The 15,171-nt window shown below is 45.0% G+C and carries 11 protein-coding genes and 2 pseudogenes; 12 read left to right on the top strand and 1 reads right to left on the bottom strand.

What is annotated here, in order from left to right:
- Nucleotides 1-66: 66 nt before the first annotated feature.
- The 12 genes and pseudogenes from JO375_RS01515 to JO375_RS01460 all read left to right on the top strand — a co-directional run bounded on the left by JO375_RS01515 (nucleotide 67) and on the right by JO375_RS01460 (nucleotide 13,374).
- On the top strand, nucleotides 67-618 hold the full coding sequence (locus JO375_RS01515) for a DUF2062 domain-containing protein (RefSeq protein ID WP_229522804.1): 552 nt from the start codon (nucleotides 67-69) through the stop codon (nucleotides 616-618).
- Between the two features lie 194 nt (nucleotides 619-812).
- A complete protein-coding gene (locus tag JO375_RS01510; protein WP_229522803.1) occupies nucleotides 813-3,488 on the top strand; it encodes a YhgE/Pip domain-containing protein in 2,676 nt (891 codons plus the stop codon).
- Nucleotides 3,489-3,770: 282 nt separating this feature from the next.
- A complete protein-coding gene (locus JO375_RS01505) occupies nucleotides 3,771-4,745 on the top strand; it encodes an aldo/keto reductase (RefSeq protein ID WP_229522802.1) in 975 nt (324 codons plus the stop codon).
- Nucleotides 4,746-4,816: 71 nt separating this feature from the next.
- The gene (locus tag JO375_RS01500; protein ID WP_229522882.1) at nucleotides 4,817-5,083 is read left to right on the top strand and encodes a glutaredoxin family protein; all 267 of its coding nucleotides are present in this window, start codon (nucleotides 4,817-4,819) and stop codon (nucleotides 5,081-5,083) included.
- A 38-nt stretch (nucleotides 5,084-5,121) separates the two neighbouring features.
- Nucleotides 5,122-5,424, top strand: a pseudogene (locus JO375_RS01495) (M20/M25/M40 family metallo-hydrolase); the annotation flags it as partial.
- Nucleotides 5,425-5,625: 201 nt separating this feature from the next.
- Complete coding sequence (locus tag JO375_RS01490) at nucleotides 5,626-7,038, top strand: discoidin domain-containing protein (protein ID WP_229522801.1); 1,413 nt, start codon at nucleotides 5,626-5,628, stop codon at nucleotides 7,036-7,038.
- Nucleotides 7,039-7,324: 286 nt separating this feature from the next.
- On the top strand, nucleotides 7,325-7,552 hold the full coding sequence (locus JO375_RS01485; RefSeq protein ID WP_229522800.1) for a hypothetical protein: 228 nt from the start codon (nucleotides 7,325-7,327) through the stop codon (nucleotides 7,550-7,552).
- Nucleotides 7,553-7,865: 313 nt separating this feature from the next.
- Nucleotides 7,866-8,780: a class I SAM-dependent methyltransferase gene (locus JO375_RS01480; protein ID WP_229522799.1), complete on the top strand. Its 915-nt coding sequence runs from the start codon at nucleotides 7,866-7,868 to the stop codon at nucleotides 8,778-8,780.
- Between the two features lie 240 nt (nucleotides 8,781-9,020).
- Nucleotides 9,021-9,944, top strand: a pseudogene (locus tag JO375_RS01475) (ABC transporter substrate-binding protein).
- 155 nt (nucleotides 9,945-10,099) lie between these two features.
- The gene (locus JO375_RS01470) at nucleotides 10,100-10,522 is read left to right on the top strand and encodes a hypothetical protein (protein ID WP_229522798.1); all 423 of its coding nucleotides are present in this window, start codon (nucleotides 10,100-10,102) and stop codon (nucleotides 10,520-10,522) included.
- The gene (locus tag JO375_RS01465) at nucleotides 10,519-11,895 is read left to right on the top strand and encodes a 4Fe-4S binding protein (protein ID WP_229522797.1); all 1,377 of its coding nucleotides are present in this window, start codon (nucleotides 10,519-10,521) and stop codon (nucleotides 11,893-11,895) included. The genes JO375_RS01470 and JO375_RS01465 overlap by 4 nt, the downstream gene beginning before the upstream one ends.
- A gap of 105 nt (nucleotides 11,896-12,000) precedes the next feature.
- A complete protein-coding gene (locus tag JO375_RS01460) occupies nucleotides 12,001-13,374 on the top strand; it encodes a HAMP domain-containing sensor histidine kinase (RefSeq protein WP_229522796.1) in 1,374 nt (457 codons plus the stop codon).
- Between the two features lie 87 nt (nucleotides 13,375-13,461).
- On the opposite strand, the gene JO375_RS01455 is transcribed toward JO375_RS01460, so the two are convergent.
- Nucleotides 13,462-15,051, bottom strand: coding sequence for a multicopper oxidase family protein (locus JO375_RS01455; RefSeq protein ID WP_229522795.1), 1,590 nt, complete (start codon nucleotides 15,049-15,051; stop codon nucleotides 13,462-13,464).
- Nucleotides 15,052-15,171 lie beyond the last annotated feature (120 nt).

Genomic DNA, 15,171 nt, shown 5'->3' with positions numbered 1-15,171 from the left:
GTCCTTCTATTGATAAAGCTTAATCCGAACAGGCGCAAAACTCATAAATCGAAGAAGAAATATAATATGTTCCAAAATATTTGGCGGGCAATTCGTCTGAATTTTATCAAGCTTTTGCGTGCACCCGGTGGTGTCAAAAAAATCTCCTTGGGCTTTGCCATTGGCTTTGGGCTGGAGATGATTGTCATTTCCACGGCTTCTCTCGTGTACCTGGTGTTTTATCCGGTGGTCCGTTTGTCTGGTGGTTCTTTGCCTGCGGCCATTGTGGGTAACGTAGTAGGCAAGCTGACCTTTTTGCCAATTGTACTGATGCCATTCGCCAAGCAGCTGGGAGCCTGGATTTATCCATTGCATTATCCGCGAAATGGCAGAAGCGGCCGGTTTCATGAGCATTCTTTTATGGAGCTGTTTCATGGCAACTGGTCTGTATTCAGAGACTTGCTGCATGGAGGGTTGCACATTCTGATCGGTATGTCGATCTTCGGCGTGGTATTGGGCGTAATATCGTATTTTGTCATCCAAGTCCTATATAACCGTTCCCTGTATAAACGGCTGGAAAAGCGAAAATTGCGTCACGGGGCGGCCTTTTCAGCGGCCAGACTGCTGAAGAATGGATAATACAGCAAATTAAGAAGCTCCTTGAGCCTATGATTAGGCTTGGGGGGCTTCTTTTGATATGGCAACTTTTTATATCTATGTCACGTCTAAGGGATACGTAAGATTGGCCTCATTCACTCAGATCGTTTACAATACGTTGCATACAACGGTGGACGACAGGTTAATGTACAAAGTAATACAAGGAGTGGTGAAGCTTGCGGAAGATATGGCAAATCTACTTAACCGACTGGAAAAATGTATTCAAGGTATCGACCGGGACTTTATTAGTCATTGGCATCATTCTTTTGCCTTCCGTCTATGCATGGGTAAACTTGAAGGCGATGTGGGACCCTTATGCGAATACATCAGGTATTAAAATTGCAGTTACGAGTCAGGATCAGGGTACTAAGATGAACGGGAAAAAAATAAATATCGGTGATGAGGTTTTACATAGTCTGCAACATAACAAGAAGCTTGGTTGGACCTTTGTGAATGAAGCGGAGGCACGAAGAGGTGTACTGAGTGGCGATTATTACGCCAGTCTGCTCATCCCCAAGGATTTTTCGAAGAAAATTACGAGCGTACTAACGGAAAATCCGCAAAAGCCGGAAATTGATTATGCGGTCAATGAAAAAATCAATGCGGTGGCTCCGAAAATTACTTCCTCGGGAGCAACTGCACTGACGAACCAGATTAGTCAAAACTTTATTGAAACCGCCAGTCAGGCCGTGCTGACCAAGTTGAAAGAAGCCGGGGTCAAGCTGGAAGAGGAACTGCCCACCATTCGCAACATTGAGAACCGGGTGTTGGAGCTGAACAATCGCCTTCCGGATATTAACAGATTAGGTAAACAGGCGATTGAGCTGGAGCAAAATTTGCCTAAAATCAAGGCGCAAGGACAAAAGATCATTGCACTAAAGGAGAAAATTCCTGACATTAATCGCGCAGGCGAGCTGGTGCTTAAAATGGACCGAAATCTCCCTGAACTGGATAAGGTGGCGGCGGTTATTTTGGACATACAAAAAAGACTGCCGGACATCCAACAGGCTGGAGACCGGATTGTCGAGCTGGATCAGAACTTTGACCAGGTGGGAAGTGCGTTAGCCACCGCTCTGGAGGACATGCAAACGGCGCTGAAGGTCATTCATGCTGCACAGAAAACACTCCCGGAAGTACAGAAAATCGCCGATACAGGCAAGGATTTTACAGCCGGTGTGCTTGAATTCCTGGACAATAACGATGGTGCGCTTGACTCCATTGGAGAAGTGGTCAAAGAAGACCTGCTGCTAGTACAGCAAATGGCGAATGAAGTTTCGGAGGTTACCGGCATCGTTCGCGGTGCCGATTTTGATCCTAAAGCAGCACAAGCGGCAGTGAACCGGGTTAGCGGAAGGCTGACGACAGCCGTAGGAGTGCTGGATCATATTTCTCAGTTGTTGAACCGTGTGAACGGATATTTACCGAGTCATCCGCTGGATTCGCTTATTTCGCGTGTGAACGGGCTGGAAGATCGTCTACGCCGTTTGAATAGCACGGTGACCAGCATTGGAGATGCGATCCAGCGTGGCGAGAAACCTGCACAGCAATTGCTGGATGATGCTGACCGTCTGGCTGGGGAGGTTAGCAGCGGAATTGACAGCATTTTGAGTAAATATGATACGGAGTATGCACCTGCCATCCAAAAAGCGCTGGATCAAATGAAAACCGTTGCCCGGAGCTCCGCCAATGTGTTGAATACTGCCCAAGAGCAGCTTCCTAATATTGGTAAAATATTAAATGACGCACAAGCTGCAGCAGAATTCGGTCAGCAGGAGTTGACTCGTCTCCAGCAGGACTTGCCGCAATATCGTGAGAAGCTGCATAAGGCGGCTACGACGATTCAGGGACGCATGGGCGAATTTACGAAGGATGTCAACAAAGCAGCCAACTTTGTAAATAACGATTTACCCACCGTTAAAGATAAGATTCATCAGGCGGCGGAGTTTGTACGCAACGATTTACCCAAAGCGGAGCAACAGTTTGTCAAAATGACTGACTTGATCGAAAACAAGTTCCCCGAGGCGGAAAAAGCGGTACATCAGGTTGCCAATTTTGTGAGAACAGATCTTCCGGCTGCCGAGGATTCCATCCGTCACGCGGCAGACACGATTCGTAAGCTAAGAGGGGAAAATGCACTCGGACGAGCTATTGCATTGCTCAAGGGGGATGTGAGAAAGGAAAGCGATTTTCTCGGCAGCCCGGTATTGTTAAAGCAGGAACGGATATACCCGATTCCTAACTATGGCTCTGCCATGTCCCCTTTTTACACCACATTATCGATTTGGGTCGGTGCGATGCTGCTGGTATCGATGTTCAGGGTCGACGTGGAGGACCCGGAAGGTACGCTTAAAAGCTACCAGGTATACTTTGGCCGCCTGATGACATTTTCCACCATCGGCATATTCCAGGCGCTTAGTGTATCGCTCGGAGACTTATTCCTGCTTGGAACATATGTGGATGCCAAAGTGGCATTTGTACTATCTTCCATGCTGATCAGCCTGGTGTTTACGGCGATGACCTATACGCTGGTATCTGTGTTCGGCAATATCGGCAAAGGGCTGGCAGTCATCCTGCTCGTGCTTCAATTCTCCAGTTCGGGAGGGACATTCCCGGTTGCGACGAGTACATCGTTCTTTCAGATGCTGAATCCGTTTGTACCTTTTACTTATGCGGTCAGTCTGTTGCGGGAAACGGTAGGAGGGATGCTGCCTGCAACGGTAATGCGAGATGTGCTGATGCTGCTTGTATTTATCGGTATTTGCTTCCTGTTCGGATTGGTGCTCAAGAAGCCGCTCAGCAAGTATACGAAAAAAATGGCCGAGCGTGCGAAAGAAACGAAATTGATTCCTTGATGGTAAAAAAAAGAGTGAGTTACGGCGGGGGGAGGGCGCTCCGCTGGCAACCACCGTAAAGTCACTTTTTTTCCTATGGGGTGGGTAGTATGAGAGGGAGATGCCTCGCGTATGCTGCTTCGGCAACTTCGGCATAATGCAGGGACTTTTTGCTATATATAGAGAAGTAATATGTGTTCAAGGTGTTTCAAAGCGCTTTTTTCTGTTGAATGAAATAAGTATGGCTGTATTATGGAATTTTTGTGGAATTTAAAAAATCTTTGAGCAAAGGCGGGAGATTGGATGGAATATTCATACCTGGGAAAGTCAGGCTTGAAGGTTAGTCGGTTATGTCTGGGCACGATGAATTTCGGACCCGAAACCGAAGAAAAGGATGCATTCAAAATCATGGATGCCGCACTGGATGCGGGCATTAATTTCTTTGATACGGCCAATGTATACGGTCGTGATCGCAAAGGATGGACAGAGGAAATTATCGGACGCTGGTTTCAGCAGGGTGAAGGAAGACGAGAAAAGGTCGTGCTGGCCACGAAGGTATACGGGGATATGAAAAATGAAAATGACGGTCCGAATGCAGGATCTGGCTTGTCTGCATACAAAATCCGCCGTCATTTGGATGCTTCTTTGAAGCGATTGCAGACCGACCACATAGAGCTGTATCAAATGCATCACATTGACTGGAACGTGTCATGGGATGAGCTGTGGGGCGTATTCGAATCCATTGTCGATCGGGGACAAGTGGATTATATCGGCTCCAGCAACTTTGCGGGCTGGCACATCGCTGTGGCGCAGGCTGAGGCAAAGGCACGGCGCTTCTTGGGGCTTGTATCCGAGCAGCATCTGTACAACCTGAATGAACGTACTGCCGAGCTGGAAGTATTGCCTGCAGCTCAGGCGCTGGGACTCGGTGTGATTCCCTGGAGCCCGCTCGCGGGCGGACTGCTGGGACGTAATGCATTAGCAGGTACAGGCTCCCGCAGCGCACGCGCCAAGGAAAAGATGGAACAGAATCGTGCGAAGCTGGAACAGTTTGCAGCATTGGCCCGCGAATTGGGCGAGAAAGAGGACGTGATTGCACTGGCCTGGGTCCTGTCCCATCCGGCTGTCACGGCTCCCATTATTGGCCCGCGGACATTGGAACAGCTGGAGGATGCTTTGCGGGTGCCTGAGGTCCAATTGACAGACGATGTGCTTGCCAAGCTGAACGAAATTTTCCCCGGCCCTGGCAAGCCTGCACCAGAAGCTTACGCTTGGTAATATCACACATCCATCGCAAAAGAAGCAGCAAATGAGGAGCAATCTCCTTCACTTGCTGCTTTTTATATAATCTGGACAGTACACAGGTTGTCTTGTGGAGTAAAACCGGCTGTCATTTTTGTGGAGAGATCCAATCCTATCTGGAGGCCCAAAATCAGCCGTATGAAAATATCCAAGTGGACGGAAATGATGCCCTGCGTAATGTGCTGGAGACCCAATACGGCATTCGTTACATTCCGGTCGTCGAGATAGGCGGGGATAACAAATATGAAGCTTTGCTTAACCCGGATCTGGAAGAGTTGACTAAAGCACTGGAAAGCTACAATCAAGCAGTATAGGCCGACCAAGCGGTAGGCCGACAGGCAATGGCCAGTCCACGAAAGCGGCCATTCGCTGGATTCAGGGTCCGCCGCCTGTGCTGAATGACAGCAAGCTGACCGTCATTGCGGAGCAGGCCGCTCGAGCCGCCGGTCTAAAGGCCGTTCGCCCCATATCATCCCCGGCGAGCGAGGATTTTGGGTTTTATCAGAAGAACATCCCCGGTGTATTTGTCTTTGTCGGCACTTCGGGGACCCGGGAATGGTATCATCCAGCCTTTGATCTGGATGAACGTGCGCTGCCGGGAACGGCGAAGCTGCTGGCTTCACTGGCAGAATCGGCGCTGGCATCCATAGAGTAGGGAGGTAAGTCTACTACTTCGATATGTATCCTCTCTTAGCAAAGAGGAAATTTTTTTAATTGACGTTTTTTTATCCCAGTGATAGTATAAAAATGTTATTTTATTCAAATTTAGAGGGGATATATAAGAGGATACGAGAATCATAGGTTTGTTATTCCCATGAATGATTATCAAAATTTACAGGTGATGGAGGTTAAAGAAATGGCGAAGAAAAAAGGAATGATGATGGCTTCTTTCTCATTGGTAATGGCTGCTTCTCTACTGGTTGGTGGGGCTAATGCTGGTGCAGCAGCGTCTGATTTAGAAAGCGCTTCCGATATTGAACCCATGAGCATTAGCTTGGCCGCTGCCAATATACCTGCAAAATTCAAGCCGTCGGTAGAATGGGTTTGGAAGAATAGAATGGTTAAAGAAGGCTCAACGAACCGTAAAAATTTGATTTTTGATCAAATCTATGCGGGAAAAGGAACGCTAAACTATGTAGTACGCTGGCAATCTCCCAAAAATCTCACACTTCAACAGCGTAAAGAGATGGCTTCTATGCTGAGCCGCCAGATCAATAACTGGAATAAGCAGCTGAAAGGTTACGATGGCTGGCCTTACAACAATATTACTGTCAAAATCGTTGGTTGGGCCGTTGCAAATCCAGCACAAATTATTAATAAACAATCAAATGAAATCGTTTACACCGACACTATTATCGATGATTTAAGCAAATCGAACCCAAGTATCCCTGCCAAGCTCCCGGTTGCGCCTGACGCTCTATCGCGATTTGAGCATTTTAATGATCCCAACTACTCGTATCCCGGCGGATTGGACAAGCGGTTTGATATGTATCTGTGGGCTACAGAAAATTTCGGGGGAGGAGCCGGCGGTGACTGGGGACAACGTATGAATGATGATTACATTCTGAGCACGGTGAACGCTGATGAGATTCAGATTACCGAACATGAGATTGGACATGGCTTTGGCTTAACTGATTTTTATGAAGAGCACGAGCGTCCACCAGGCGGCTTCCCAACCAACACCATTATGTGGGCCGGCAATTCTCCTAAAATAACAGAGTGGGATACCTGGATGTTGCGCTATACCTGGAGTCAGATCAAGAAGGATACTTCTCGTTTCCCAAGCGTGAATAATGGCGACGAGGGTCCTATCGATACATTACCTGACGAAAGCGCCAACATTGCGCCAGCTGCAACGGCCAGCACTTCCTATACTTCGCCTTGGGAAAATATAAGCGCACTTAATGATGGCTTTGATCCTGCCAACTCCAATGACAGAAGCCATACCGTGTACGGCAACTGGCCTGAAACGGGGACCCAGTGGGTTCAATATGATTTTGATCAAGAGCATACGGTATCGCAAACCAATGTATATTGGTTCAAAGACGGGGGTGGCATCGATGTACCCAAGTCTTACAAGATTAAGTACTGGAACGGTCGAGGCTGGTCCGATGTCAAGCAGGCTAAAGGATTGGGTACTGCGGCAGATCAATATAACACGACCACTTTTGCACCTGTAAAAACAACGAAATTAAGAATTGAAATGGTATCCAAAGGTTCGGCATCCACAGGGATTTTAGAGTGGAAAGTCGCAGCGAACAAACTGTAAGCATCACATTATTATTCAAAGGGTTGTCTCTTGCAATATGCAGAAGACAACCTTTTTTAATTCATAGCTAAACCGTTGGGAGTCTGAAGATATCAGGCTTTTTTTGTAGTTTAATTATGTACCACCTGCATCGCTAATATTTGGTTGCATGGATTACGGAGAATAAACGGGTGTACGATAATAGGTATAATGAACGTTAGACATGAAAGAAAAGAGGACGAAGAGCGATGAGTCAAGAAGTGGATGCTCCTTATGAAGTACATGTAGCATTACCGATCAAGGCGATATGGCTGAGGTTGTAGATCGTCTGGAGAGCCAGACTGCACAGGAACTGAATGACCAGGCATTGGCCTATGGTATCCCGCTGCCCGACGATATGGAGCAGCTTCGCAGGCTTGCTTTGCGGCTGCTATCCGGATGGTATGAGGAGTATTTTCGCCATGTGGATGCGAATATTGTAAGCAGGCTGGAGCAGGAAGCTGAACGGACCGAACAAGGAGAAGGAGGTATATAGCGCTACGCAATGGGTGGATCGTACAACCAATGGTTTCCGTTGGTTACAGCGCGCGGCTTTCGGCTGTGGATGAAATGTACGCGAGTATCCTTGGCTATATGGAGCGAAATTAGGCTGTACGCACAGGTTAGAGTTAATACTCTAAATAAATAGATGCAGATCCCAGATGAGATGGTGTCTACAACAAGAGTGATATTTTGTGTTGACAAAATTATTTATTTGTGCTAAAATTTTATTTTAATGTATTTGTGTATATAATAAGATTCTCCTGGCCAGGGGAATCTTATTTTTGTTTAATTAGGAGGATAATTGTATGAGGCAAAATGAGTCCAGCTTAACTTCGTTAATAGCAGCTTTTGGCCGAGCATATCATAGTAAATATGATACACCAAAAATTTTTGATGATTTTATTGCAAAAGATCTAATCTCCCAAAAAGAGTTTTCAGACATCAGTGAGAATATGATACAAGGAATACAGTTTTTCAACAAAGATGTTGCTCAAAGGTTTCAAGATGATCCGGATGAAATTTTAAAATGGATTACACAAGTCCAGCTTTCTCCAATACCCTTAGCACGTGCTGCGTATTGCGAAAAAGTATTACTTAATGAAGTTGTATTGGGATTAAAACAGTATGTGATACTTGGTGCTGGGTTAGATACTTTTTGTTTTCGGCATCCAGAATTGAATAGTAGCTTAGATATATTTGAAATTGATTACCCAGCTACACAGGAACTTAAAAAGAAAAGGTTAGATGTTGCCAATTATAAAATCCCGAGTAATCTTCATTTTGTTTCTATGGACTTCACCAATAATTTGGCTTATCCAAATCTAATAGATAAAGGTTTTGCTAACAAAAAAACTTTCTTTAGTCTTCTGGGTGTTTCTTACTATTTAACTAAAGAAGAAATTTCAACCTTGATGAATAATTTATTTGCCCTAGTCCCATCAGGAAGTTCTATTGTTTTTGATTATGCAGACGAAAAACTTTTTGAAGAAAAAGGTAGGTCTAATAGAGTTGAAAATATGGTGAAAATGGCTTCAGCAAGTGGAGAACCAATGAAATCGTGTTTCACTTATTATGAAATCGAGAATATGTTGGAAGAAACAGGTTTACTTATTTATGATCATTTATCACCAGCTACGATAAATGATCTTTTCTTTCGTAATCGGATGGATTATTTGTCTGCATTCGAAACGATTCATTATATTCATGCTATAAAAAAATAATCTTTCATTTAATAACAGACTTGCCTCTCAATCTATTACTAAGGATTGAGAGGTTTTATTATTTTTTCTTATTCGCAGTCTAAGCGAAAACGGTACCTTGGAATTGTTCTTATTTTTATTTAGAGCCTTTACATAAAAAACGAGTTCTCCCTTTACAGAACCGACATAGATTCCTATAATTAAAACTTTTTTGATCGAAATTTACATAATTAATTTGGGGGGATTATTTTGGAAAAGTGAATTATTGTACTTAGAAGTATAATTCTGGCAAGCTCTACTTTATTAGCTGCTTGCTCTAGCGGGGGATCGGATAGCGCTAGCCATACCAATCAATAGAGCAGAATAATGAGAACACGCAGACGGCTGATACAACGCAGCCATTAACGAGCCTGATGCAAGCTTCTGATCTGTCCAAATTGCGGAGGTGTCGCAAAAAAGAAACGACACGATTATTGTCAGTCTGACCGACCCGGCAGGCGTGTTCACGCCGTATTTTAACCAAAGCGGTTATGACGGCAACGTCATTTCGCAGTTGTGGACTCCGCTGGTTACGGTAGACGAGAAGGGGCTTCCGCACCTAATCTGGCGAAGAGCTGGGATATTTCCAAGGATAACCTGACCTATACGTTTCATCTGGTTCCCGGTACCCGATTCAGCGATGGCTCCCTTTTGACAGCGGAGGGGGATGCTTGGCAGTTCATTGAAACAGGCGATACCGACTTTGCTTCCTTTACTGTAACGCAGGAAAATATCGACAAGCTGAAAGGGCTTGGCTTTTTGAACATTTTGCCTTACACCCCAAGCACCGCCAACATCCCGGCTTCCCCTATATTCTGGTCCTACACGACGGACGGAATCAACCCGTATAACTATGACCAGGAAAAGGCAAAAAAGCTGCTGGATGAAGCAGGTTGGCCAGAAGCTGACCGAACCATTCGTCAATGGTGAAATCAAGGGATATGACAATCCAAAGGCCAAAGCGTTATTGAAAAAGGCTTGGCTACGACGAATATTGAAGAACGCAAGAAAGTATATAAAGAATTGTATTTACTGTTAAATAATGAATTATCTGTAATTTTAACCAACTACAAAAAGACGGTGTATGCCTACAATGGCCGGATGGAGCATGTAAAGGTCAGTCCGTTCATTGGTTTGCGCAGATGAGCCAACCACGGCGCTCGATGTGACAATACAAATATGGATTGAAATATCATCTTTTTTTGGGTTTTTGTGTTATTCGTGCAATTCCTACACAAATTCTACATACTTTCTTTTTACAATTACTCAGATAAAAGAACTTGAAAGGAAGGAAGAGATGAATGAAAACATGCGGAATCATCATTGTGCTAATTGGACTCCTCTCGTTTGTCAGCACAGCCTTGGCAGATGAAGCGACAAAATACGATGAGCATGGACAAGCAGGGCACAAAACGGTACACGAGCTACAAAACCCGGCAAAAGAAGAAATGACTTCTGATATGCAGATGGATGATACCCATTCCCACAGTATGACTATGGAGGAACACCAGCACATGGACATGAGCACCAGTAAGGATTCAGTTGCTTCTAATACATCTACGGAAAGTAGTGGACATGGAGAACATGGAGGACACAGCGAGAAAATCGTAGAAACTCCTCCAAATATCCTGGTATTAAGCACATTTGCAGGGATAATGGCGGCATTTATTCTCTATGGAGCCTGTCGTAAATGGTTACTGAAGAAGGGGCGTGCTCAAGCATGATCAACCCGGCAAATCAAACGCAGCAGGTGAACATCCCACCTGAAAAAAAGAAATATAACTTGTTGAATATTCCGTTTATAAAAGCCTTTATTAAGAGCCGATGGTATCCCGGAATATTCCAGTGGGCGGCTATGATCGTATTTTCTGTTATTGTATATGAGCTGGTTGCCGGAACGGTCAATCCCAGTCGAAATTTTGGGACTTCATTGACATGGGTGCTGTGGTGGCCGGCTATCCCCATTATTTTTCTGGTATTGGGCCGTTTTTGGTGCGCAGTCTGTCCATTCGGTAAGATCAGTGACATTGTTCGCAAGCTGGTCGGCAGCGAAAGGCCAATGCCGAAGTTTTTAAAGAAATATGGAATATGGATAATTGATATTTTTTTCATCATGATTACATGGTCCGATCACATCTGGGGAATCATTGAGTCGCCGCGCGGTTCCGGATATCTGCTGCTGCTTCTGACGACGATGGTTGTCGGTACTTCCGTATTTTTCGAAAGAAGAACCTTTTGTAAAACACTTTGTTTTCTTGGAGGATTAGCGGGCAACTATTCCCGTTCAGGTATGCTGGAACTTCGGGGAACATCTGACGTTTGCAAAACCTGCAAGACACAAGCCTGTTTTAAAGGTGACGGCAAGACAGAAGGATGTCCCATGTTTCAATTTGTCCGTACAATGGATGACAGTGCGGATTGTAACCTTTGCGGAAATTGCATAAAGTCATGCCCTAACCATTCCATCCGTATCACTCCGAGAATGCCGACTGCAGAGCTGTGGGGAATCAAAAAACCAAAAGCTGAGCATGCATTTTTGGCAGCGGTTATTATGGGTATTGTTTTTGTACAGAACCTTACGATGTTAGGAATTTGGCAGGATATTTTAAACGTAATTAGCAAGATCACGCAAACTGCCTACTACCCGGTGAATTTTACGGTTGCTTTTGTGATTTCTATGATGATTCCAATCGTCATGCTGTGGGGGACAGCGAAATTGACTGCCCGCCAGGAAACATTCGAGAAAGTGAAAGAGAATTTCGTGCGTTTTGGCTACGCCGTTATTCCGCTTGACTTGGCTGGCCACTTGGCGCATAATCTTTTCCACATGTTCACGGAAGGAAAAGCCATCTGGTTCAATACAGGTAATTTGTTTGGCTATAAATTAACTGGAGACCTGGCATTGGCTTCGGTGGGTACTGTACAGCTTATGCAGTATCTTGTTATTCTGCTGGGTCTTGTCGGTTCAGCTTATACCGTTTATCGTATTGGGAATAGGGCTTCCTGGAAAAAGCTGCTGCCTTATTATGCGCTGATGATTTTGCTGGCAGTAATCAATATGTATCTGTTCTCTTTACCGATGGATCACCGGGTATAACACAACAGCCAGTCTTCCTCGTACCACGGGTCGGCTGGCTGCTTTGTTTGCCAAAGCAGGATTGTTCCGAACAGGTTTAGGCTTTAGCAAGTAAAGGAGGATAGCATGAAATGGAATAAGGTTTATTTAAAACTCAGTCTCACCATGTTTAGTTTGTTTCTGGTGATTTTGGTCTTGCTTAGTATGGTCATCAACCAGCTTTTCAGCAACTTCTATACGAAAAAAGCACATGAGGAAGCAAATGAGCTGGCTTTACACTTATCCGTTATGCTTCGTGATCGAATCTATGCTGTGGAGACGATGGCCGAGTTTTCCGAAGCTAGCATTTATCTAGTGAATGGGCAGGGTCAATTTCTTGACATGTCCGCTTCTACAAAACAGAAAAAGATTCAGGCTTGGCCGAATGTATGGGAAAATGCACAATTGCTTCAGGGGAAGCAAATTGAAAAGGAGTTTACTGCAGGTGATCAGCTGTATTTATTGCATGGCATCCCTGTTCACAGTTCAAAAAATCCTGTGATCAAGGGAATTTACGTCGTGAGTTCCTTGGAGCATATGATCGAATCAATCCGGTCTGTTCGTTATCTTATCGGCTTGGCAGGCTTTGGTACACTGTTGCTGGCGCTCGGCTGTATTTTTATCCTGGCCAAAAAGCTGTCCGCTCCATTAGTAGAGATGGAAGCGGCTACCCGGAACATCGCAAAAGGAGAATTGGAAGTACGTCTTCCCGTCCGTTCCCATGACGAAGTAGGCTCATTGTCCAGTGCGATTAATGACCTGGCCATGGAACTCAAACGATATCGTGATACACGCTCCGAATTTTTTGCGAATGTCTCTCACGAGCTTCGAACTCCTGTCACTTATTTAAAGGGATATGCGAATGTCTTGACCCATGGACTTGTGGATCATGAAGAGGAAAAACAACAATATTTACACATTATAGCCGATGAGGCTCACCGACTAACGGTGATTATTAACGATTTGTTTGAACTTGCCAAAATGGAGGAAGGGAAAATGGCATTCCATTTAGAATCCGTTGATGTCAGACGAGCCGTTGAAAAGTCGGTAAATAAGGTGAGGATAAAAGCAGAGCAAAAGGGCTTACAATTGGTATCTGCTCTGGAAACGATACCGCGATGTTTTGTCGACCCTGTTCGCTTGGAACAGGTGCTCTTAAACTTGCTGGATAATGCCATACGTTATACCACAAAGGGGACGATCAAACTTACTTTGCAGCAAGAGAATGGATTCGGGGTCATTCTGATCTCCGATTCAGGGTCAGGAATTCCGGCGAATGAGCTTCCTTACATTTTTGAGCGGTTCTACAGGGTGGAAAAGTCTCGCTCTCGGGAGTTTGGAGGAACGGGGCTTGGCCTGGCCATTGCCCAAAAATTGGTGCAGTTGCAAGGAGGAACGATTGAGGTAGAGAGTGCAATGGGACAGGGGACCGTCTTTCGTTTGTCCTTTCCTTTTGTATAAACAGGAAGGATATGGAGAAATATGCCTGAATGTAAAGCCAGACTCCTTATCCAGGAAATCCGGCTTTGTACTGGGTAAAAATGTGCTTTATTCAGGAGTGTTGTTCAAGTCCGAATCAGGTTGGAATGGATTTAGGAAATCATTATATTTCAGGTCCGTCACCATACCAGCAGAGGCATGATGCAAGTCGTGGCAGTGAAACATCCAATCACCGGGATTATTGGCTGTAAACGCTACGATATATTCTTCTCCAGGTTTAACATTTAGAGTGTCCTTATATACGGGAGAACCTTTAAGCGGAATTCCGTCTTTGCTTAGGACTTGAAACGTGTGACCATGCAAATGCATAGGATGGTCATCGTTGGCAGAGGTATTTACAAAACGGACTTTCACCTTGTCCCCAGTTTGTACAGCAAGCGGCTCCGTGTCGGGATACACCTTGTTATTGATCGTATACTCCTGTTTTCCCTGTTGTGCACGGGTTCCTAGCTTCATGGTGTAGCTTACATCATACACATCATTCAACGAAAACTGTCCTGCTTGCGATTTACCATAGTTTGTAAGATCCACTGTAGGCAGTTTCGTTAATGGATCGGGTTGATCATTTGTTCCCTGTTCATTGGTGTATTGAATACGCTGCTTCATATTCGAAATCATTGGGCTGGAACCGTGCTCTTCCAGGTACCACGTTCCCGGGTTATCAGCCTGGAATTCAATATCCGTCCGTTCACCGGGGCCAATCGAAAGCAGCTTGTCCTTAACCCACTTAGGATCGGAGACAGCATTGCCATCGGTAGCAATGATACGGTAACGATGTCCATGCAAATGAAGCGAATGACTCAAATATCCGGCGTTAATCAAGCGCAGACGAACTGTGTCTCCTTGAGTGACCTGCAGCGGCTGCGAACTATTAATAGTTTGGCCGTTTATCGTATAGAGATCATACATACTCATATCATGCCCCGGCTGAGTAGATGCAGCTTGTTCATGTTGGCCATTTGCATCAGTTTCGGTTGAGGAATGACCCATGCCGTGCATGCTCATGCCCATGTCCATGTTCTTCATGGCTTCGTGACCACGCTCCGAGCTTGAACTCATCCATTCATCCAACATTAACGTATAATCCCGGTCCGCTTTCACCAGTTCATCTTCCACAATAAAGGAACCATAAAGCCCTTTATCGACTTGATTGACACTGTCCTGATGAGAATGATACCAGTACGTGCCGGGAACCGTCGCTTTAAAGGTATAAGTAAAGCTCTTGCCTGGAGCAATCGCATTCTGCGTGATCCCAGGAACACCATCCATTTTAAAAGGTACAGGATACCCATGGATATGCAAAGAGATGGGTACTGTTAACTGATTTTTCACGGTAATGTTTACGGTTTTTCCTTTTTTAATCCGGATTTGCGGTCCTGGCACTGAATTATTGAACGTCCAGACCGGGAGGGACGTTCCCTTTTCTACTTCCAGGTTGCTGGCCTCGGCCGTCAAAGTTGTAAGTTCACCATTTAATTCAGTAGGCCTAACGGTTTGTTTTCGCGATACTGCTTCGGCCGTGGTTGCTTTAGATAAAGCTGCTGTTGGTTTAACGTCTTTAGCTGTTGAGCAGCCAGCCAAAATGCTGATGATTATAGCAATGCCCAGGATTGTCTTTCCAAGTAAGACTTTACTCATATCACATGTCCTCCTTCTATTATTAATGAGACGCATTATAGATCACAATCATGTGGAAAGAGTGAAGTTCCACAAATTTTAATTAAAAACAATTTCCTCATAAAAACCACACAATTGCTG

It is taken from the genome of Paenibacillus farraposensis, from assembly GCF_020736845.1.
Lineage (GTDB): Bacteria > Bacillota > Bacilli > Paenibacillales > Paenibacillaceae > Paenibacillus > Paenibacillus farraposensis.
The sequence above is the reverse complement of the archived record's forward strand: the minus strand, read 5'-3'. Positions and strand labels throughout refer to the sequence as shown.

Bases quoted from the DNA above. Each gene is read 5' to 3' on its own strand.
- JO375_RS01515 (WP_229522804.1), top strand. From the start codon at position 67: ATGTTCCAAAATATTTGGCGGGCAATTCGTCTGAATTTTATCAAGCTT.
- JO375_RS01505 (WP_229522802.1), top strand. From the start codon at position 3,771: ATGGAATATTCATACCTGGGAAAGTCAGGCTTGAAGGTTAGTCGGTTA.
- JO375_RS01490 (WP_229522801.1), top strand. From the start codon at position 5,626: ATGGCGAAGAAAAAAGGAATGATGATGGCTTCTTTCTCATTGGTAATG.
- JO375_RS01485 (WP_229522800.1), top strand. From the start codon at position 7,325: ATGGCTGAGGTTGTAGATCGTCTGGAGAGCCAGACTGCACAGGAACTG.
- JO375_RS01480 (WP_229522799.1), top strand. From the start codon at position 7,866: ATGAGGCAAAATGAGTCCAGCTTAACTTCGTTAATAGCAGCTTTTGGC.
- JO375_RS01470 (WP_229522798.1), top strand. From the start codon at position 10,100: ATGAAAACATGCGGAATCATCATTGTGCTAATTGGACTCCTCTCGTTT.
- JO375_RS01465 (WP_229522797.1), top strand. From the start codon at position 10,519: ATGATCAACCCGGCAAATCAAACGCAGCAGGTGAACATCCCACCTGAA.
- JO375_RS01460 (WP_229522796.1), top strand. From the start codon at position 12,001: ATGAAATGGAATAAGGTTTATTTAAAACTCAGTCTCACCATGTTTAGT.
- JO375_RS01455 (WP_229522795.1), bottom strand. From the start codon at position 15,051: ATGAGTAAAGTCTTACTTGGAAAGACAATCCTGGGCATTGCTATAATC.